The organism is Nocardia sp. NBC_01327 (assembly GCF_035958815.1).
Taxonomy (GTDB): domain Bacteria; phylum Actinomycetota; class Actinomycetes; order Mycobacteriales; family Mycobacteriaceae; genus Nocardia.
On sequence record NZ_CP108383.1, the window covers coordinates 7588583 to 7608561 of the forward strand.

Here is a 19979-nt window from a genome sequence, read left to right on the forward strand (position 1 = left end):
CCGAGCCTACGTCGGGCTTCCCGAGGGCTGCTGCGGGCAGTCGGTGGTGAGCGGCGCGCCCCGCAGGGCAGCGTCGATCAGCTCCTGCAGTGCGCCGTCGATGGGCTCCTCGCCGTGTGAAACCGTCCGGCCGGGGCAGAACGACTGGATGCTGGCATTGGTCGCGCCGGGCAGCGAATTCTTTTCCGCCCCCGCGCTTTCGGAGAAGAAGTGATAGGCGGTCAGGCCCGGGGGCACCGCGGGATCCGCATTGAGCCGGGTCAGAAAGGGAGAACCGGGGACCAGATCCCGGCACCCCGGTGATACCGCGGAGCAGACCGATCCGAGGTCGTCGCCCTGCTCCGGCGTGCCGTAGTCGACATAGACACCCACGGAATCGAGTCCGCCGAGGAATTTCACGTAATCGCGCTGGGCGAGGCCGCCCATGGAATGCCCGACCAGATCCACCCGCTGCGCACCGGTCTGCCTGCGGATATCGGCTACCTTATCGGCCAAAGCCTGCGCCGAATCCGAAATCGCCGCTGTGCCAGTGGGATTCCCCAGCAGCACCATCGAATACGCGGTATACCCGTGTGAACCGAGCCAGGCTCGAAGGGTTTCCAGTCTTGCCTGATCGGCGTAGATGCCACCGATCACCAGCACCGGATTCCGGCTGTCGCCGCCCGCCGTGGCGGTCGCGTGCGCGGACACAAGACCCATTGCCACACACAGCATTACGACGATCGAGCGCGCGATTCGTGCGAGGGAGTACATCGACCTGCTTCCGAGTAGGACCCGACCACCTCCGAAGCTAGCAGTCGCACCCTCGCCGATCTGCCCCCAGTTTGTGTGAACCTGCTAAAAAATTGAGGCCGGAACGCCGATCAACGCGCAGTGTTGCTCACCGACGCGATTGTTCGCCGTGCGCGCTGTGCCGATTGCTCCACGTGCTCCCGTGGCGCGCCCATGCCCACCAGCAGGTCGATGGTCGCGGGCACGAGAACCGTTGTCTGGCCGCGGCCTTCGGGCCCGAGACTGCCGGTCATCTCCAGCAGGACCGCGCCGTGGATGAGCGCCCACAGCCGTGCCGCCACCTGGCGCGGCGGATCCGCGCGCAGGTGTTCGCCGGTGATCATCCGCTCGACCACGCCGACCAGCTGCTCGAAGGTCTCCGCACCGACGGCGTCGACAGGGCTCTCGGCGGTGAAGTCGCAGATCGGCGGCGATTGTTCGGCGTGCGGTGCGGTGAGGCCGAACATGAGCCGGTAGCGCTGCGGGTTGGCCAGCGCGTAGCCGCGATACGCGGCGCCCATGACCAGAAAGTCGGCTACCGGATCGTCCGACGCCGGGACCGCGGCCAGCGCCGCACCGAATCGCGAGAAGGCCTCGGCCACAACGGCGCCCAGCAGTCCGGTCATACCGCCGAAATGCGTGTAGACCGCCATGGTCGACGCTCCGACGGCGGCCACCACCCGCCGGGTCTGCAATGCCTCCGGGCCGTCCTGTTCGAGCAGCCGGATGCCGGCCTCGATCAGTTCCGCCCGCAGGGCCGCGCCGCGGGGTGGATTCGACGGGCCGATTCGGGAACTCACTGTTGAAACACCTCCATAACAGCGTTATCCTAGTCCGCATAACACTGTTATTCCTCTTGGGGGCAGGCTATGGAGAATCGGTATCTCGAGGGCGGCTTCGCCCCGATCGAACACGAGTACACGCTGACCGAACTAGCGGTCACCGGCGCCATCCCACCCCATCTCGACGGCCGCTATCTGCGCAACGGCCCCAATCCCATCGGTGAGATCGACCCGCAGCTCTACCACTGGTTCAGCGGCGACGGGATGGTGCACGGCATTCGCCTCCGCGACGGGCGGGCCGAGTGGTATCGCAATCGCTGGGTGCGCGGGCCCCAGACCTCGGTCACGCTCGGCGAGCAACCGCTGTTCGATCCGCAGACCGCATCGGGGATCGGCGCGAATACCAATGTAATCGGCCATGCCGGAAGAACTTTCGCACTTGTCGAAGCGGGTCTGGCCAATTACGAACTGTCCGATGAGCTCGACACCGTCGGCATCTGCGATTTCGGCGGCACGGTGGGCGGCGGGTACACCGCGCACCCCAAACGTGATCCGGACACCGGTGAGCTGCACGCGGTGTCGTATTCGTTCATGCGCGGCAACAAGATTCAGTACTCGGTGATCGGCACCGACGGCCACACCCGCCACAGCGTCGATATCGAGGTCGGCGGCGCACCGATGATGCACGACTTCTCACTCACCGAAAAGTACGTCGTGCTCTACGATCTGCCGGTCACCTTCGATGCGCGCCAGGCCGCCGAAATGACGGTGCCCCGCGGACTGCGCCTGCCCGCACGACTGCTGCTGTCCGCACTGATCGGGCGGGTACCGATCCCGAGTCCGCCGCCGCGGCAACCGGAACCGCCGCACGACCGCCGCCTGCCCTACGCCTGGAATCCGAAACACCCCGCGCGCATCGGCGTCCTACCGCGTAATGGATCGGGCTCCTCGGTCCGCTGGTTCGACGTCGAACCGTGCTACGTCTTCCACCCCATGAACGCCTACGACGACGGCGATACCATCGTGCTCGACGTGGTCCGGTATCCGAAGATGTTCGACACCAATCGATTCGGACCTGACGACGGCGCACCCACCCTCGACCGCTGGGAGGTCGACCTGCTCGCCGGCAAGGTGCGCCAGTCCCGCTTCGACGACCGCGCCCAGGAATTCCCCCGCATCGACGAGCGCCGGATAGGCAAACAGCACCGCTACGGCTACGTACCCGCCGTAGGCCCCGGCGTGAGCGGCGATTCGATGCTCTACAAACACGACCTGATCAAGGGAACCACCGCCACCCGCTCCTTCGGCTCCGGAAAATCCTTGGCCGAGTTCGTCTTCGCACCCTCCGCCCCCGACGCCGCCGAGGACGAGGGCGTCCTGATGGGCTTCGTCTACGACGCCCCCACCGACACCAGCGAACTGGCAATCCTCGACGCCGAAACCCTGGAATCGATCGCCGCCATCACACTCCCCCACCGCGTCCCCGCCGGCTTCCACGGCAACTGGGTCCCCGCGACCTGACCGAACCGGCCGCCGATCTCGGTCAATTCGCCTAATCCCAAGGGGGTCATCATGTCACCGGCCGGGCGCGTTACCGAGATCCTGGAACCGGTAGTGCACGCCGGTCATCCGCTCGGACTCTTCCCACAGGCGCGCGGCCAGGTCGAGGTCGCGAGCGAGGGGACCCGGCTGGCGTAATACCGGGTACCCCTTGGTGCGGCCGGAGGGTCCGAAGTATTCACCGCCGCGTACGCCCGGATCGGTGGCTGCGCGCAGTGACGGCAACGCACCCATCTCGGTGGTCTGCGTGATCAGACGCGAGAGCGGGCGCAAGGCCGGGTGGGCCAGGATCCTTGCGGTGAGGCCGAGATTGCGGTTGAAGTCCGAGGTCGCGACCCCCGGGTAGACGGCCGCCGCGACAAGTGCCGCACCGGCCGCCTCGAGCCGCCGCTGCAGTTCGAAAATGAACAGCAGGTTCGCCAGTTTGGACTGCCCGTAGACACGCATGGGCTTGTACTCGCGATGTTCGAACCCCAGATCGCCCAGATCCACAGTGGTGCTGCGATATCCGGATGCACGGCTACTGACCGCCACCACCCGCGCCGCCGGCGCCAGCAGATCCAGCACCAGCCCGGTCAAGGCGAAGTGCCCGAGATGATTTGTCGCAAAGGTGGTTTCAAACCCATCCACACTCACCGACCGCACCCGAGTCAACGTTCCGGCATTGTTGACCAGCACATCGATCCGCTCGAACCGCTCGCGCAACCAGCCCGCCGCCTCCCGCACCGAATCCAGTGACGCCAGTTCCACTCGCACCACCGCCAACTGCGCCCCAGGCACCCGAGCCCGAACAGCCGCCGCGACACCCTCCCCCTTCTCGATCGAACGACACCCCATCACCACCGTCGCCCCACCCGCAGCCAACTCCCGCACAGTCTGCGCCCCAAGCCCAGCACTGGCCCCGGTCACCACAGCAACCCGCCCACTCAAATCCGGTACATCAGCCGCAGTCCAAACCATCCCCGACAATATCCCGCCACCCACCGATATCGCGTGGGGTGCACCCGATTTCAGGGCGCTTCTCACCGACCGCAGCCTCCCGCACGACATCTCACCCACTGGGCCGGATTCGGTTCCCGCCGACTTCTGACTGCGGTCCCAGAAGGAGATGACGCAACGCAGCTGCATGGCGCGCTGTCGGGCGCATCGGGATCAGGCGGCGCTTGCACCGAGAGGTGACGGATCGGCCGGTGGATGCCAGCGAACAAGATCACGCCGGAAATGGACGCACACCGAATTTGTGGAGACTTAATGGAGAGTTTCGGGGTCAGGAAACGAGTCCGGCCCCTGACCAAGGTGATTTCTCACGCTGGTCAGGGGCCGTTTCGAGCTCCCCCAGATGGACTCGAACCAACAACCTGCCGATTAACAGTCGGCTGCTCTGCCAATTGAGCTATAGGGGATTGGCGGTGGTTACCCTCTCGGGCGACCGGAGAAAACTTTAGCGTATCGGTTGTTCACTTCCCAAATCGTGTCTCTACCTGGGCACATGTTGATGAGAACGTACGGAGAGGCGGATCGACAGGGGGGTGGGGTGTCGGGCAGGATAGAGGCGCGGACAGGCCTATGGGAGGAGCTTCTCGAGATGCTGCGGTTGATCATCGGTGTCGCGGCCGGGTATGTGCTCGGCGCGAAGGCCGGGCGGGTTCGGTACGAACAGATCAGCAAGACCACCCGTGCGATCGGTGAGAGCCCCGTCACTCGGAAGCTGGTACAGGTCGGGCGGCAGAAGCTGTCGGACAAGCTGAGTACGGAGCCCAAGCTGGAACCCATGGTTCCACTGGACGAGCGCACCACCATTCTGGTGCCGCACGACCAGCTGCGACGGTAGGAAGTGCGGCCGCGCGCTAGCGGCCGCTGTTGAAGTCGGATGAATTGCCCATGGCCTGCGTGAGCAGGCTCTTGCGGTACTGCTCCAGCGCCACCAGATCGCCGAACAGCGCGAAGTACGCCTCGGACTGTTCGGTCGAGGAGATGCGCTGCAGCTTGGACTTCAGTTCGGCGATCTGGCGGCCGACCCATGCCTCCTGGACGCGGGCCAGCACCCCCGTGATCAGACGCGGGATATCGGCCTCGGTTTTCACCGGCAGCTGCTCTGCGGCCAGTTCGGAGACCAGGGAGCGCATGGTGAGGTCGTCGGTATTGTCGGCCACCGCGGCCACCCATTCCGCGCCGCCCAGACCCTTGCCGGTGCCGCCCGCCGCCGCGATGGCGGCGAGCATCGCCTTGTAGGCGGGATGCGTAAAGGCTTCGGGCTCCAGCGAATCGAAGACCGGTCCCGCGAAAGCCGGGTACTGCAGTGCGGCGGTGAGCGTCTGGCGCTGCACGATGAGCGCCGGATCGCGCGGGCTGGGCAAGGCTGCGGGTGGCGGGGTAACCGGTTGTGACGCTTCGCGTTCCGCACCGGCGCCGCGGCGAGCGGGAGTGGCCGCCGGTCCGCGGGCGTTCTTGCGCGCCTCGTCGCCGACCCGCCGGACCACCATCTGGATATCATCCCAGCCGACCCAACCGGCGAGCTTGGTCGCGTACGCCTTGCGCAGCGCATTGTCCTTGATCTGCGCCACCACCGGCACGCCGCGGCGCAGCGCGTCCACCTGGCCCTCGGGGGTGTCGAGATTGTGTTCGGCGAGCTGACCGCGGATCACGAACTCGTACAGCGGAACCCGGCGCGCCACCAGATCGCGCACCGAGCCGTCGCCGCTGCGCTGGCGCAGTTCACACGGATCCAGACCGTCGGGGGCGACGGCGATATAGGTCTGCCCGGCCAGCTTCTGGTCGCCGGAGAACGCCTTCAGGGCCGCCGCCTGGCCGGCCGCGTCACCGTCGAAGGTGTAGATGATCTCGCCGCGCCAGAAATTATCGTCCATGAGCAGCCGCCGCAGCATGGCGAGGTGTTCGTCGCCGAAGGCCGTACCGCAGGACGCCACAGCGGTTTTCACGCCGGACAGGTGCATGGCCATCACATCGGTGTAGCCCTCGACCACAACGGCCTGATGCCCCTTGGCGATATCGCGCTTGGCCAGATCCAGGCCGAACAGCACCTGAGACTTCTTGTACAGCACCGTTTCCGGCGTATTGACGTACTTGGCGGTCATGGTGTCGTCATCGAAGAGCCGGCGCGCGCCGAAGCCGATCACATCGCCGCCGAGATTGCGGATGGGCCACAGCAGCCGGCGGTGGAAGCGGTCCATCGGGCCGCGCTGGCCCTGTCTGGACAGACCCGCCGCCTCCAACTCCTTGAAGTCGAAACCCTTGCGCAGCAGGTGCTTTGTCAGCGTGTCCCATCCGGCGGGCGCGAAACCGCAACCGAACTGGCGGGCGGCATTGGCATCGAAATTGCGCTCGGTGAGGTAGTTGCGAGCCGCCTCGGCGTCGGGCTCCGCCAGCCGCGCCATATAGAACTCGTGCGCGGCGGCATTGGCGGCGACCAGGCGCGAGCGCGTGCCGTGGTCGCGCTGCACCGAGGTGCCGCCGCCCTCGTAGTTGATCTTGAAGCCGATACGGTCGGCCACCTGCTCGACCGCTTCGACAAAGCCCACATGCTCGATCTTCTGCAGGAAGGCGAAAACATCGCCGCCCTCACCGCAGCCGAAGCAGTGGAAATGACCGTGATTCGGACGCACATGGAACGACGGAGATTTCTCGTCGTGGAAGGGACAGAGCCCCTTCATGGAGTCGGCACCGGCACGCTTCAACGTCACGTACTCGCCGACCACATCCTCGATCCGAGCACGTTCACGAATCGCCGCTATATCGCGGTCTGGAAGTCGGCCGGCCACGATCGCGAGTCTAGCTGTACCGCCTCCCCGGAACTTTGGCGCACGGCTTGGGAGCCGTGGACTGTTGGGGACGCGTAGGAGAGTTGGGGGGCGAGAGGATTTTGGGGGTGCCCCAGGAGTTACCCCGAGCTTGCGAAATCAGGCGTTGCGTATCGGAGGATCGGAGGGCTTCGTGGTGCGGCGGGCTGGTCTGTCAGGATTTAGCGGTGCTCAGCCTGTTTCATGATGCCCGGACGCCGGTGCACAGCGCGCCTGCGGGGGTGAAGGTGCTGGTGTTGGCTGTGGCGGGGGCGGGGCTGTTCTTTGTGTCGTCGATGGTGTGGCTGGCTGGGGCGCTTGTGGTGGTGCTCGGGCTGTATCGGGTGGCGTGCATTCCTTGGCGGGTGACCGGGCGGGCGGTGCTCGGGATTGCGCCGTTCCTTGGGCTGATCATGCTGGCGCAAGTTCTCTTCACCGGTTGGCAGAGTGGCGTGCTGGTGGGTGAACGTGTGCTCACTCTGGTCTTGCTGGCGAATCTGGTGACGTTGACCACTCGTACCTCTGCCATGGTGGAGACCATCGAAAAAGCGCTGCGCCCTTTGCAACCGCTGGGGGTGCGGCCTGATCGGGTGGGGCTGCTGGTGGCGATGACTATTCGATTCATTCCCGTCATACGTGAGCAAGCCGAGATGGTGCGTGACGCGCAGCGTGCGCGTGGGATCGAGCGGAGCACGGTGTTCCTCATCCCGCTGCTGATTCGCACGCTGCGGATGGCGGACCAGGTTGGCGAGGCGCTGGATGCTCGCGGGTTGGATTGATGCACGACGGCTGAGGCCGATGCCGCTGCCGGATGCGCCGGATTTGCCCGAACCCACGTCCCCTTAGAATTCCCCGGGTGCGTAGTAGGGATTTGGCGCAGATAGCGCTGTTCGCGGCAATTATGGTGGTGCTCGGGTTCTTCCCGCTCATCCAGTTGCCGGGGGCGTTCGCGCCGTTCACCTCGCAGACGCTCGGCGTGATACTCGCGGGCTCGATTCTGGGAGCGCGGCGCGGTGCGCTGGCGATGCTGCTGTTCGATGTGCTGGTGCTGGCGGGGTTGCCGGTGCTGCCGGGTGGGCGCGGTGGGTTGTCGGTGATCATGGGGCCCACCGGGGGATTCATCATTGCGTATCCGATCGGTGCGCTGGTGATCGGGCTTCTCACCGAACGGCTGTGGAAGCACTACAACCTGCCTATCGCCGTGGTGATCAACTTTGCAGGCGGGGCGCTGGTGCTCTATGTGATCGGCGTGCCCTGGATGGCGGTGGCGGCGGATCTGCCGCTGCACAAGGCGATTGTCACCTCGGTGGCGTTCCTGCCGGGCGATGTGGTCAAGACCGTCATCGGATCGCTGGCCGCCATTGCCGTGCGCCGGGCCTATCCGATGATTCCGGCACGCGCGTGATCGAACTGGAGGGCGTCTCCCATCGCTTCGGCGAGCGCGAGGTGCTGCAGCGCCTCGATCTGACGCTGGCCGAAGGCCGCATTGCCGTCGTCGGCTCGAACGGCTCGGGCAAATCCACGTTCGCGCGCCTGCTGAACGGCTTACAGGTGCCCACCGAGGGCAAGGTCCGGGTCGATGGACTCGACACCCGAAAGCAGGGCAAAGCCGTTCGCCGCCAGGTGGGTTTCGTCTTCCAGGACCCGGACGTCCAGATCGTCATGCCCACCGTCGCCGAGGATGTGGCCTTCGGCCTCAAACACCACGGCCTCACCAAAACCGAAATCCCCGAACGGGTTTCGGAGGTGCTCGCCGAATACGGTCTCAGCGAATTCCGCGATCACCCCGCCCATCTGCTCAGCGGCGGCCAGAAGCAGCTGCTCGCGATTGCCGCGGTGCTGTCGGTCCGGCCGCGCTATGTGATCTTCGACGAACCCACGACCCTGCTCGATCTGCGCAATAAACGCCGCATTTCCCAACTGCTGCACGAACTTCCGCAGCAGATCGTGGTGATCTCGCACGACCTGGATCTGCTCGCCGACTTCGATCGTGTGCTCGTCTTCGATGAGGGCCGCCTGGTCGAAGACGGCCCGCCCGCGGAGACCATTCCCCGCTACGTGGACCGCTGCCGAATCTGACCCGGTTCAACGAGGCAGTTTGCCGGTCAACTGCCCACCGTTCACGTCGATCGCGACGCATTGCACCAGTGGATTGACCCGCCAATCGTTTTGGTCATACGGGTGGTACATGACATAGCTGATGTTCGAGCTCTTCGCGGCCATCGGGTCGAACAGCTCCGCGCATTTCGTCTCGGCGTAATCCCGGACCTGCTGCTCGCTCTCCCAACTGGGCAGCGAAAAGATGCGAAACACCTCTCCGTCATGCGGCGCCGAGCAATCCGTGACCTGGGCACCGGTGATCGCGGTAGCGCGGTGGACGCCGTTCAGGCAGTCACCGTCTTTCCAGTCGTGGATCAGGGTGAATACGCCGGGGGCGGTGGGCAGCAGTGACGCCGAGGTCAGCGGGGCCGATGTCGGTGACGCCGACGTCGGTGACGGTATCGAATACGACGGTGGCGCAGCCGATTCGTCATTGCCGGCCGATGTTCTCAACGCCACTCCCGCCACAGCCACCGCCGCGACCGCCCACACACCCGCCAGCACCAAACCGACGATCGCCAGCCTCTTGCCGCGCTGGTTGCGGTCTTTGATCTGGATGAGCGCGATGACACCGAGCGGCACCGCCACCAGGCACAGCCCGAACAGACCGGTGATCAGGGTCGCGATCGCCCACCCGCTGGTGCCCTGCGGCGGAACCGGGAGGGGCGCCTGATAGGTATACGACGGCGGGGCGGGGTACACGGGCGCAACGGCAGGAGGCGGTGGCGGCGTGGACGCGTCCGCTGATCTTTGCCATATCAATTGCCCGGAGTTATCCGGTTGCTCTGGTGTGACCGGTTCTCCCGGAGTCGAATTCGGCGGCACAATCCCCCCTTACCGAAAGCAACTGATTTTATCGCATTCCGGCCCAAACCTGTGTTCGGTCAGGGAATTACGGCGGCGACCCGCTCGAGGCGACTTTCGGTGTAGGAGGCGATCTGATCGACGATGACGCGGACGCGGGCGGTGTCGTCGGCCGCCTCTTCCCACCACGGCAGCAGCAGACGGTCCAGGCCGCGCGGGGCGACGTGCAGGAGGTGGTTGGCGACCAGGTGGATGCGTTCGCGCTGACCGGCTTGGCGGACCTGGTGAATGGGATCGGACAGGACGTAGCGCAGGGCCATGGTCTTGAGGATCGCGACCTCGGCGGCCACTATGCGCGGGACTTCGAGATCCGCTGTGTAGCGGCGCAATTGGCGACCACCCCAGGCGGCGCGAGTGGCTTCCACGGCGGCGGTGGCGAAGCGGCCGACCAGATCGCTGGTAAGACGCTTCAGGGCCACCGACGCGATCAGCGAACCGTCGTAGGCGGCCGCGGCTTTGACGACCGGCAGTTCCGAGAGACGCCCGGCAGCGGCGATCAATTCGTCGGCCGTCGGCGACTTGTGCTGGCGGGCACCGATTTCCGCGAGGGCGGCCTGTTCGATGGGATCGGCCAGGGCGCGCAGGTCGATGCGGCCGACGATAATGCCGTCCTCGACATCGTGCACCGAATACGCGACATCGTCGGCCCAGTCCATGACCTGCGATTCCAGGCACTGGTGGCGATCGGGCGCACCCTTGCGCACCCACGCCATCCGATCCATATCGACGTCGTACGCGCCGAACTTGGTACCGGGACCTGTTCTGCCCCAAGGGTATTTGATGACCGCATCGAGCGCGGCCCGGGTCGGATTGAGCCCGTAGCTATTGCCGTGCTCATCGAAGACCTTCGGTTCCAGCCGGGTGAGAATGCGCAGATTCTGCGCATTGCCCTCGAAACCGCCGTGTGCGTCGGCGAATTGGTCCAGCGCCGTCTCGCCATTGTGCCCGTACGGCGGATGCCCGATATCGTGCGCGAGCCCGGCCAGATCGACCAGATCCGGATCACAGCCCAGTCCGTCGGCGATACTGCGGCCGATCTGCGCGACCTCCAGGGAATGGGTGAGCCTGGTGCGCGGCGTATCGCCATCGCGCGGGCCCATGACCTGGGTCTTGTCCGCGAGCCGCCGCAGGGCCGCCGAATGCAGCACCCGTGCCCGGTCGCGCGCGAATTCACTGCGCCGGGCGGGGGAAGGTGACCAGCTCAGTCCGGCGGTCCGCTCGGTTTCAGGAACCAGGCGTTCCCGGTCGTGATCGCTGTAGACCTGGTCGTAATCGATGCGCGCACTCATGTCACTGCTCCGCCGTGTAGGTGAAATCGGCCGAATAGTGGGTGAGCTGGTACCACAGCAGCGCGAAGGTCTCGCGGAAAATGCCGTGCGCCTGCGATTCCCGCGTGTAGACCGCGGGCCCGGTGCGCACCGGCGCGGTCCACGCCGAGAGCCCGGCGTCGCGGGCCATGGTGCGGGTGCGCAGCGAATGCCAGGGGTCGCTCACCAGCACCACCGAGGATTTCCCCCGGGCCAGTAGCGCTTTGGAGACCGCTTCCACACTCTGCAGGGTGTCCGAGCCGGTCTCCACGGCCAGAATGTGCTCGGCCGGGACGCCCAGATCCTTCAGATAGATCTTGCCGGACGCGGCCTCGGTGTAGTTGTCGCCCAGCTGTTTTCCGCCGACGGTGACGATCATGGGCGCGACGCCCTTCTGAAAGAGCTTGTGCGCCTGATCCAGTCGAGCCTGGAAGACCGAGGACGGGGTGCCGTCGTACTGGGCCGCGCCGAGCACCACAATGGCGTCCGCCCGCGTGTAGTCGTCGATGCGGGCGACCTGCCACACCCGCACCGCCGTGCCGGCGACCACCAGCAGCGCCATCAGCAGCCCGCCGATCAGCAGCCTGCGCGCCCAGCGGGCCGCGCCCACGCCGAAGCCGCCCCGGGGTTTATCGGCCGGTGCGGGCGCCCACGTGGGCTCGGGGTCGCGGTTGCGGAGTTTTACCAACCGCGCCGCCGCCACTCGGGCACTTGCGGGCGCTCCCCGCCGAGGGTGGTATCAGCGCCATGGCCCGGGTACACGACGGTGTCGTCCGGGTAGCGGGCGAACAATTTGGTCTCGACATCGCCGAGCAGGGAGGCGAATTCCTCGGGCGTACCGGTTTTCCCGACCCCGCCCGGAAACAGCGAATCCCCGGTGAACAGGTGGGTGCGACCGTCACCGTCGGTGAATGCGAGCGCCACCGAACCGGGCGTATGCCCGCTCAGGTGGATGACCTCGAGCTCGAGGTCGCCGATGCGCACCTTGTCACCATCGGTGAGCAGGCGGCTCGGCGGCACGGGTAGGCCCTCGGCATCGAGTTCGTGGGCGGCGCTGGGAATCCCGGTGGCGGCCAGCACATCCTGCAGGGCCCACCAGTGGTCCGGATGCCGGTGCGTGGTGACCAGCAGCTCGACCCCGTCGGGGGCCTCCTGGGTGAGCAGTTCGAGAATGCGTTCCGCCTCGTTGGCGGCATCGATGAGCAGGGTCGCACCGGTATTCGCACACTGGACCAGGTACACGTTGTTGTCCATGGCGCCGACCGACATCTTCACGATGCGCGCACCCGCGACGGCCCGCTGCTGCGGGTTGGAACCGGGAGCGACATGACCCGTGTACGGGGAATCGATCGTGATCACGTCCTCGATCGTAGTCATCGCCGCCGACACGGGTGACCGGAAGAAAGTGTGTGCCGCATTCGGGCGGATAGATTTATGTGATGCGGCAACCGAAGCACCGCCCCGCCTCCCCGCGCTGGTCCGTGCTCGCCTCGGGCTTCGTGCTGGCCCTGGCGGTGCTCCTGGGCGGCGGGAGCGCCCCCGCGGGTGCGGAACCGCCACAGCGACTGCCCGGCTATGTCACCGATACGGCGGGCGCGTTGCGCGGCGGGCAGAGCGCGGAGCTGCAGGCCGCCATCGATGCGCTGTATTCGAAAGACCATGAGCGGCTGTGGGTTGTCTATGTGCACAACTTCGCCGGGCTGAACGCGCAGGCCTGGGGTGAGCAGACCGCGCAGGCCTCGGGATTCGGGGACCGGGACGTGCTGCTGTCCGTCGCGGTCGACGATCAGGCGTACGCCTTCACCGGGAGCGCGCCCAGCTCGGTGACCGATAAGCAGCTCGACGACCTGCTCATCGACCAGGTCGAGCCGAAGCTGCGCGCGGGAGATTGGGCCGGGGCCGGGGTGGCGACCGCGCACGGGCTGTCGGCGGCGATGAACGGTTCCGGCGGCGGCGTGAATATCTGGGTGGTGCTGCTGCTGGTGCTGGTGGTGGCCCTGGCGGTGGGCGCGCTGTGGCTCTGGTCGCGTGGTCGCAAGGAGCGGCGGGCACGGGCCGATGTGTCTGCCGCCCGCAAGGTCGATCCGGCCGATACGCAGGCGCTGGCGGCGCTGCCGCTGGCGGCGCTGGACGCGCGCTCCAAGGAGGTGCTCACCGATACCGATGACGCACTGCGCACCAGTGGTGAGGAATTGCGGTTGGCCACCGATGAATTCGGGGCGACCGCCACCGCACCGTTCACCGCGGCGCTGACTGCCGCGAAGAACGCGCTCGCCAAGGCCTTCGCCATCCGGCAGGAGCTCGACGACGATATTCCGGAGACGCCCGATCAGCAGCGGACCATGCTGGTGGAGCTCATCAGCACCTGCGGGCGCGCCAATCGCGAACTCGATGCCAAGGTCGCCGAATTCGATGCCATGCGCAATCTGCTCATCAATGCCGGTGAGCGCCTGGATGCGCTGACCCGCGACGTGGTCGATCTGACGACCCGGGCGCCGAATTCCGAAGCCACGCTGGCCCAGCTGGTGGCCACGCAGCCCGGCTCGGTGCTCGCGCCCATTCACGAGAATGTGACCATGGCGCGGGAGCGAATCGCGTTCGCGGAGCGGGGAATCGAGGACGGGCGTACGGCGGCCGCCAAACCCGTCGGGCAGCAGGGCGCGGCGGTCGCGGCCATTCGCAGTGCGGAGTCGGCTATCAATACCGCGCGCACGCTGCTGGATGCGGTGGATACCGCCGCCACCGATATCGAGCAGGCGCGCGGCGGACTCCCCGGGATCATCGAGGAGCTGCGCCGCGATCTCGGCACGGCCGCGACCCTCACCCAGCACGGCGGACCCGAACTCATGACCGCCGCCACCAATGCTCGCACCGCCCTCGACCTGGCGAGCACCGAGGGCGCGGCCAATCCGCTCGGCGCGTTCCAGCAGGCTGTGGCCGCGGATACGGTGCTGGACAAGGCAATTGCCGATGCCACCGATCGCAAGGCCGCCGCCGAGGAGGTCGCGCGCCGACTCGACCAGGCCCTGACCGCCGCACGCAGTCAGATCAATGCCGCCACCGACTTCATCAGCACCCGCCGGGGCGGTGTCGACGCCGAACCGCGCACCCGCCTCGCCGAAGCTCAGCGCAGCCTGGACCAGGCGCAGCAGCTCGCCGCCACCGACCCCGCCCAAGCCCTCCCCCACGCCCAGCGCGCCGTGGAACTCGGCACCCGCGCCCTGCAAACCGCCCAGGCCGCGGTCCGCGATTGGCAGGCGAGCCAGCCGCGCCCGAACTCCCAGACCGGAGCGGTCCTCAGCGGCATCCTCATCGACGGCATGCTGCGCGGCATGGGCAGCGGATACCGCGGCGGCGGAGGCGGTTTCGGCGGCTCCCGCGGCGGCGGCAGCTACGGCCCCGGCTCCTTCGGCGGCTCCGACGGCTCCCGCCGCATCAGCCGCGGCGGGCGGTTCTAGCGCCGCCGAACAACTGCCGGCCGGATCAGCTGCGGCTCCCACCTGCCGGGCGTCCTACTCGATCAGGACGAATCGGACGGTGAATCCCCGTCATCCCGGCGCGTTTTGGACGGGATCGACAGCGGCGCACGCACTGCGGTGGATCCCGACAAAAAGCATGCCGGGGGCACGCCGGGATGACGGGTGGGTCAGAGCCAGCCGAGGCGTTCTGCTGCGCGGACGGCCTCCGCGCGGGTGCGGGTGCCGGTTTTTCCGATGGCGGCGGAGAGGTGGTTGCGGACGGTGCCCTCGGAGAGGTGGAGGGATTGTGCGATGGCGCCCGCCGTCGCGCCGTCGGAGGCGGCGGCGAGGACTTCGCGTTCGCGGGTGGTGAGGGGTGAGGTTCCGGTGGTGAGGGTTTCGGTGGCCAGGGCCGGATCCACTACGCGCAGGCCCATGTGGACGCGGCGGACGGCGTCGGCGAGTTCTCTTGCGGGAGTGTCCTTCACGACGAAGCCGCTGGCTCCGGCGTCGATGGCGCGGCGCAGGTAGCCCGGGCGGCCGAAGGTGGTGACCATGAGGATGCGGACCTGCGGATGGGCGAGATGCAGCTGCGCGGCGGCGGTGATGCCGTCCATTCCGGGCATTTCCACATCGAGCAGCGCCACATCCGGATTCGTGCGTTCGACGGCCGCGAGCACCTCGTCACCGCGGCCGACCTCGCACACCACCTCCAGATCCGGTTCCAGGCTCAGCAGTGCCGCGAGCGCACCGCGCACCAGCGCCTGATCATCGGCGAGTAGCAGTGTGATCATCGCGACGCCCCTATCGTTCCCGCCGGAAAGCTTGCCAGCACCCGCAATCCGCCCTCCGGCCGATTCGACAGGGTGAGCGTGCCACCCGCCGCCTGCACCCGCTCCCGCAGCCCCGACAATCCGGAGCCGGCGCGCGCGCCGTCGCCCATACCGCCGCCGTCGTCGCTGACCTCGATGCTGGTCGGCGTGACCCGCACGGCGGCATGCGCGGCTCCGCTGTGCCGCACGACATTGGTGATGGCCTCGCGCAGCACCCAGCCGAAGACGATGCTGTGCCGGATCGGCAGTTCCTCACCGTCTGGCAGATCGGCGTCGATTCCCGCGGCGCGCAGGGCGGTCCGCGCATTGACCAGCTCACCGGCCAGCGATACCTCGCGCAGGCCGCCGACCGTGGAGCGAACCCCGGCGAGCGATTCCCGCGCGAGTCGCTCGATATCGGCCAGTTCGGTTCGGGTGCGCTCCGGGTCGATATCGAGAAGTCGTTGCGCCAGTTCGGTTTTCACGGTGATGACGGTCAGCGAATGGCCGAGGATATCGTGCACGTCCCGCCCGACCCGCAGGCGCTCCTCGGCGACCGCGAGCTCGGTCAACTGTTTGCGGGCCAGATCCAGCGCCTGATTATTGATGATGATCAGGCGAACTCCACCGACAGCGATGGCCGACAGCGCCATACCCTGCATGATCGACCAGTCCGGCGCTTCGCCCACAATCAGCTGCGGCACCACCGCGGTCGCCAGCAGCAGCACGACCACCAGCGGTACCGCTCGCCGTATCGGCAGGGCAAAGGCGACGAAGGTGCCGATATAGGTGGTGAGTCCGTTCGCACCGGTATGCAGCGTGACCGTCGCCGCCAGCAGCAGGGCGACGAGCACGGCCAGCACCCTGCCCACCAGCCACGGGCTCGGACTCGGCCAGGTGGGTCCGTGCATCGGCAGCCGGAACAGCACCCAGTAGGAACCCAGGTAGCAGATGACGAAGGCGATGAGCACCGCGATCGTGTAGATGCGCGCCACCGGCTGATCGAGCGCCCAGGCGTTCTTCAGCGGGTCGATCAGATACACCGTCCACACGATCACGAAGATCCACCCGACCCGCCGTCGCCGGCCGATCTGCTCATCCTCGTAGGTCATATCGCCGGACGCTACCGCAGGTCCAGGCGCTGCGAGCCGACGCAGCGTCCGGATCGCGGCGGCGTCGTCCATACCCGAGGCATCGCCGGTCGATCGCATGCGCTTCATGGACTCAGCGTGCCGTATCGCGACGGAAGAGGAACGCCGACCCGAGGGTGAAGACGGTCGCCCAGGCGAGCACATTCACCACCGCGAGCACTATCGCGGCGCCGCTCGGATCGGTGAACGGCGCGCGTGCCAGGACCGCGATTCCATTGGTGGGGAACACCTTCGACACGGTGTCGAACCAGCCGTGCAGCGGCATGAACAGACCACCGGCGAACGCGAGCAGCGCCAGCACCACGCCGAGCAGCTGCATGACGTTCTCCGAGGGCAGCAGGTATCCGATGAAGAGCCCGAAGGCGGCGAACACCGCGGAGCCGAGCCAGGCGATCAGGAAGCAGACCAGCCAGGCCGAGGCCGGGAGCTGCGCGCCGAATACCGCGCCGACGGTGAAAACCACTGCCACCGAGGCCAATCCGAGCGCCATGGCGACAATGATCTTGGTGGCGATGTAGGCGAGCGGCGGCAGCGGAGTCAACCGCAATTGGCGGCTCCAGCCCTGCGCCCGCTCCACCGCCACCATGGCCCCGCCGCTGGTGGTCGCGAGCATGGCGCCGTACACGGCCATGGACACCATGACGTAGCCGGTGGTGTTGCCGGAACCGATCATCTGGGTCTTGTAGCCCGATTGCAGTCCGAAGGACAGGAAGAACACCGGCGGCATGATCAGCGAGAAGATCAGCGCCCGCTTGTTGCGCAGCATGCGGCGCATTTCCAGAGCCACGAAAGCCGGTCGTATTCCGCTGCGGCGCATCCCGGTTCGGGTATCGAGGACGGTCATTTCAGTGGTCTCCCGTCAGAGCGAGGAAGGCGTCCTCGAGGTTGTGCGCGGAAATCTCGAGATCGGCGGCCGTGGTGGCGGTGAGCAGATAGCGGGCCACGAGGTCGGAATCCTTGGCGCGCACGGTGATTCGATCACCACGCTGTTCGACGTGCTCCACGCCCGGTATCCGCAGCAGCACCGTCGCATCGGCCGCGGGCAGCGTCGCGCTGATCGTGCGCCCCGAGGCCATGTTCTTGACCTGAGCGGCACTGCCGTCGGCCACCACCCGGCCCGCGCGCATCAGCACGATGCGGTCGGCGTAGGCATCCGCCTCATCGAGGTAGTGGGTCGCGAACAGGACCGTCCGGCCGCGCTGCGCATCCTGCCGAATGGCATTCCAGAAGTCCCGCCGGCCCTCCACATCCATGCCGGTGGTCGGCTCGTCGAGAATGATCAGGTCCGGATTCGGCAGCAGGGCCAGCGCGAATCGCACGCGCTGCTGCTGCCCGCCCGAGCATTTGCCCACCGGGCGGTCTGCGATATCGTCGATCCCCGCCCGGATCAGCACCTCGTTCACGGGCCGGGGCCGCGCATGCAGCGTGCCGATGAGCCGCACGGTCTCGGCCACCGTCAGATCCGGCAGCAACCCACCGGATTGCAGCACTGCCGAAATCCTGCCCGCCGCAATGGCATCCGCCGGATCACCACCGAAGACCCGCACCACCCCCGAATCCGGCCGCGCCAGCCCGAGCACCATATCGATGGTGGTCGTCTTCCCCGCGCCGTTCGGCCCGAGAAACGCCACGATCTCCCCCGGCCGCACCACCAGATCCAGCCCGTCCACCGCGCGCACGGTCTCCCCGCGCACCTCGAAAGTCTTGACCAATCCCCGCATTTCGATGGCCGCCGCGGGCGCGACCCCGGACCGCGCATACACGGTCCCCTCAGCTGGAGCGTTCATACCCCAACTCTCGGCCGAATCCGCCCCGCCCACCTCCCCCGACCGTCACGACTCCCCCATGACAGATGTCATCCCCGCCAGAATGACGGGGGACTTCGTCAGATGGTGACGGTGACGGAGTGGAACCCGCCGGGCCCCTCGGGGAACGGGGCGCGGACGGCGCCGTCCTGGACTTCACCGGAGCGGCCGGTGACGCGGGCCTGGATGGTGTGGGTGCCGGGTGGGAGGTCTACGACGGTGCGCCAGCGGCGCCAGGCGGCGGGGGCGGTTTCCGCACCGAGTTCCACTGAGAGCCAGTCGGTTTCGTCGATGCGGATTTCGACACGGGCCACACCCCGGGGTGGGGCCCAGGCGACGCCCGCCACGGTGGTTTTGCCCGGACCGTCGCCGCCGGCGGTGGCCACGTCGATGCGGGCCTGCGGGCGCACCCAGAGGGCGTCGCTGGGCCAGCCGCGCTTCCACCAGTAGTCGACCTGGGTGTCATCGGAGAGTTCCAGTTCGGCAAGCCATTTCACGCCGGTGTACTGACCGTAGAGGCCGGGCACGAAGACCCGGGCGGGGAAGCCGTGTTCGGGGGGCAGGGCTTCGCCGTTCATGCCGATGACCAGGTAGCCGGGCCATTCGCCGGTGCGCAGCGGTTCCAGGGGCAGCGAGATGGTGTAGCCGTCGACGGCGCGGGTCACCAGGCGGGTGGCGGTCGAATCGGGCATGGTGTGTTCGAGCAGGGCGGTCAGCGGGACGCCGAACCAGCGCGCATTGCCGGCACGGCCGGCGCCGGGGGTGTTGTGCACGCACACCATGACGGCATCGAATTCCACCGCCTGCTCGGCCAGATCGGCGAGCGAGAACCGCAGCGGGTGCGCGACCTTACCGGTGATCGCAAGGCGCCACTGACCCGGATCGATGCGCGGCGGGCGCGAATTCACGTCTGCCACATAGAATCTGCCCGCCTTGGTGATCAATGGCGTCAGACCCGGCTCCGCCCCGAAACCGTCCTCCGCCATGGGCGGATGCGAACCCATCGGCCCGAGCTGCCGGACCCGCTCGGTATGCCGCCGATCCTCGCGGCGTATGAGCGTTTCGGCGGCGGCGAGCAATCCGGCGCCTGCTGTGGCCCACAGCAATTCACCGCCCGCCGTGGTCGGCGGCCGGCGCAGTCCGGCGCGCAGTACACCCGCGGCCGCGAGCCCACCGATCGCCGCGGGCACCGACTGATTCGCGCCCCGCAGCGCCAAGGCGGCGGCTCCGGCCCCGAATGCCGCTGCGGCAGGCGCGCGCAGGCGCTGCGGCAATAACGCCATACCGGCGGTGGCGGCGAGGGTCCCGAGCACCACCCCCGCCCGCGTGGTCTCCTTGTCGTACCGGCCGGCCATGGCCACGGTCGTCTCGACCACCGGAATCGGCGCGGTATCAGCGAGCAACCGCCCGACCCCGTCGATGACCGAGCCGCCGTGGGTCGCGGCGATCAACTCTCCGGCGCCGAGCGCACCGAGCCCCACCGCCGCCGCACCCAGTAGCCGTCGCTTACCGTTGACCGACACAGTACGAGCCTCTCCTAGCCGAGCGGGTTGTCTGCGCCCATTGTTCCCC

The 19979-nt window shown here is 67.4% G+C and carries 19 protein-coding genes and 1 tRNA gene; 6 read left to right on the forward strand and 14 right to left on the reverse strand.

Going from position 1 to position 19979, the window contains the following annotated elements:
• Positions 1–6: 6 nt before the first annotated feature.
• Positions 7–753, reverse strand: a complete 747-nt coding sequence (locus tag OG326_RS35100) for an esterase/lipase family protein (protein WP_327141415.1) — start codon at positions 751–753, stop codon at positions 7–9.
• Between the two features lie 110 nt (positions 754–863).
• Entirely contained in the window at positions 864–1571 is a 708-nt protein-coding gene (locus tag OG326_RS35105; RefSeq protein WP_327141416.1) for a TetR/AcrR family transcriptional regulator, read from the reverse strand.
• Between the two features lie 69 nt (positions 1572–1640).
• Here OG326_RS35105 and OG326_RS35110 point away from each other — a divergent pair, with 69 nt between their 5' ends.
• Entirely contained in the window at positions 1641–3074 is a 1434-nt protein-coding gene (locus tag OG326_RS35110) for a carotenoid oxygenase family protein (RefSeq protein WP_327141417.1), read from the forward strand.
• A 54-nt stretch (positions 3075–3128) separates the two neighbouring features.
• On the opposite strand, the gene OG326_RS35115 is transcribed toward OG326_RS35110, so the two are convergent.
• Both OG326_RS35115 and OG326_RS35120 read right to left on the reverse strand, forming a co-directional pair.
• A complete protein-coding gene (locus OG326_RS35115) occupies positions 3129–4073 on the reverse strand; it encodes an oxidoreductase (protein WP_327141418.1) in 945 nt (314 codons plus the stop codon).
• A 370-nt stretch (positions 4074–4443) separates the two neighbouring features.
• Positions 4444–4516, reverse strand: a tRNA-Asn gene (locus OG326_RS35120).
• Between the two features lie 182 nt (positions 4517–4698).
• Here OG326_RS35120 and OG326_RS35125 point away from each other — a divergent pair.
• Positions 4699–4944, forward strand: coding sequence for a hypothetical protein (locus tag OG326_RS35125; protein WP_297627006.1), 246 nt, complete (start codon positions 4699–4701; stop codon positions 4942–4944).
• A 16-nt stretch (positions 4945–4960) separates the two neighbouring features.
• Here OG326_RS35125 and dnaG read toward each other — a convergent pair whose 3' ends face one another.
• Positions 4961–6892 carry a DNA primase gene (dnaG, locus tag OG326_RS35130; RefSeq protein ID WP_327141419.1) on the reverse strand — a complete coding sequence of 644 codons (1932 nt, stop codon included), beginning with the start codon at positions 6890–6892 and terminating at the stop codon, positions 4961–4963.
• Between the two features lie 206 nt (positions 6893–7098).
• Between dnaG and OG326_RS35135 the strand changes: the two genes are divergently transcribed.
• The 3 genes from OG326_RS35135 (at position 7099) to OG326_RS35145 (ending at position 8989) form a co-directional block, all read left to right on the forward strand.
• Positions 7099–7689, forward strand: coding sequence for an energy-coupling factor transporter transmembrane component T family protein (locus OG326_RS35135; RefSeq protein WP_327141420.1), 591 nt, complete (start codon positions 7099–7101; stop codon positions 7687–7689).
• Positions 7690–7766: 77 nt separating this feature from the next.
• Positions 7767–8315, forward strand: coding sequence for a biotin transporter BioY (locus OG326_RS35140; protein WP_327141421.1), 549 nt, complete (start codon positions 7767–7769; stop codon positions 8313–8315).
• On the forward strand, positions 8312–8989 hold the full coding sequence (locus OG326_RS35145) for an energy-coupling factor ABC transporter ATP-binding protein (RefSeq protein ID WP_327141422.1): 678 nt from the start codon (positions 8312–8314) through the stop codon (positions 8987–8989). Before OG326_RS35140 ends, OG326_RS35145 begins: the two co-directional genes overlap by 4 nt.
• Before the next feature lie 6 nt (positions 8990–8995).
• On the opposite strand, the gene OG326_RS35150 is transcribed toward OG326_RS35145, so the two are convergent.
• From OG326_RS35150 to OG326_RS35165, 4 genes are all read right to left on the reverse strand, one after another.
• Entirely contained in the window at positions 8996–9712 is a 717-nt protein-coding gene (locus tag OG326_RS35150; RefSeq protein WP_327141423.1) for a DUF4190 domain-containing protein, read from the reverse strand.
• A 182-nt stretch (positions 9713–9894) separates the two neighbouring features.
• Positions 9895–11163: a deoxyguanosinetriphosphate triphosphohydrolase gene (locus OG326_RS35155; protein ID WP_327141424.1), complete on the reverse strand. Its 1269-nt coding sequence runs from the start codon at positions 11161–11163 to the stop codon at positions 9895–9897.
• A gap of 1 nt (position 11164) precedes the next feature.
• Positions 11165–11743: a YdcF family protein gene (locus tag OG326_RS35160; RefSeq protein WP_327146677.1), complete on the reverse strand. Its 579-nt coding sequence runs from the start codon at positions 11741–11743 to the stop codon at positions 11165–11167.
• A 119-nt stretch (positions 11744–11862) separates the two neighbouring features.
• Positions 11863–12558 carry an MBL fold metallo-hydrolase gene (locus OG326_RS35165; protein ID WP_327141425.1) on the reverse strand — a complete coding sequence of 232 codons (696 nt, stop codon included), beginning with the start codon at positions 12556–12558 and terminating at the stop codon, positions 11863–11865.
• A 62-nt stretch (positions 12559–12620) separates the two neighbouring features.
• Between OG326_RS35165 and OG326_RS35170 the strand changes: the two genes are divergently transcribed.
• Positions 12621–14639: a TPM domain-containing protein gene (locus tag OG326_RS35170; protein WP_327141426.1), complete on the forward strand. Its 2019-nt coding sequence runs from the start codon at positions 12621–12623 to the stop codon at positions 14637–14639.
• Between the two features lie 188 nt (positions 14640–14827).
• Here OG326_RS35170 and OG326_RS35175 read toward each other — a convergent pair whose 3' ends face one another.
• The 5 genes from OG326_RS35175 to OG326_RS35195 all read right to left on the reverse strand — a co-directional run bounded on the left by OG326_RS35175 (position 14828) and on the right by OG326_RS35195 (position 19930).
• Positions 14828–15433 carry a response regulator transcription factor gene (locus tag OG326_RS35175; protein ID WP_327141427.1) on the reverse strand — a complete coding sequence of 202 codons (606 nt, stop codon included), beginning with the start codon at positions 15431–15433 and terminating at the stop codon, positions 14828–14830.
• Positions 15430–16671, reverse strand: coding sequence for a sensor histidine kinase (locus OG326_RS35180; protein ID WP_327141428.1), 1242 nt, complete (start codon positions 16669–16671; stop codon positions 15430–15432). The genes OG326_RS35175 and OG326_RS35180 overlap by 4 nt, the downstream gene beginning before the upstream one ends.
• 4 nt (positions 16672–16675) lie before the next feature.
• On the reverse strand, positions 16676–17446 hold the full coding sequence (locus OG326_RS35185; RefSeq protein ID WP_327141429.1) for an ABC transporter permease: 771 nt from the start codon (positions 17444–17446) through the stop codon (positions 16676–16678).
• Position 17447: 1 nt separating this feature from the next.
• Entirely contained in the window at positions 17448–18389 is a 942-nt protein-coding gene (locus OG326_RS35190) for an ABC transporter ATP-binding protein (RefSeq protein ID WP_327141430.1), read from the reverse strand.
• Positions 18390–18487: 98 nt separating this feature from the next.
• Entirely contained in the window at positions 18488–19930 is a 1443-nt protein-coding gene (locus OG326_RS35195; protein WP_327141431.1) for a molybdopterin-dependent oxidoreductase, read from the reverse strand.
• Between the last annotated feature and the right edge of the window lie 49 nt (positions 19931–19979).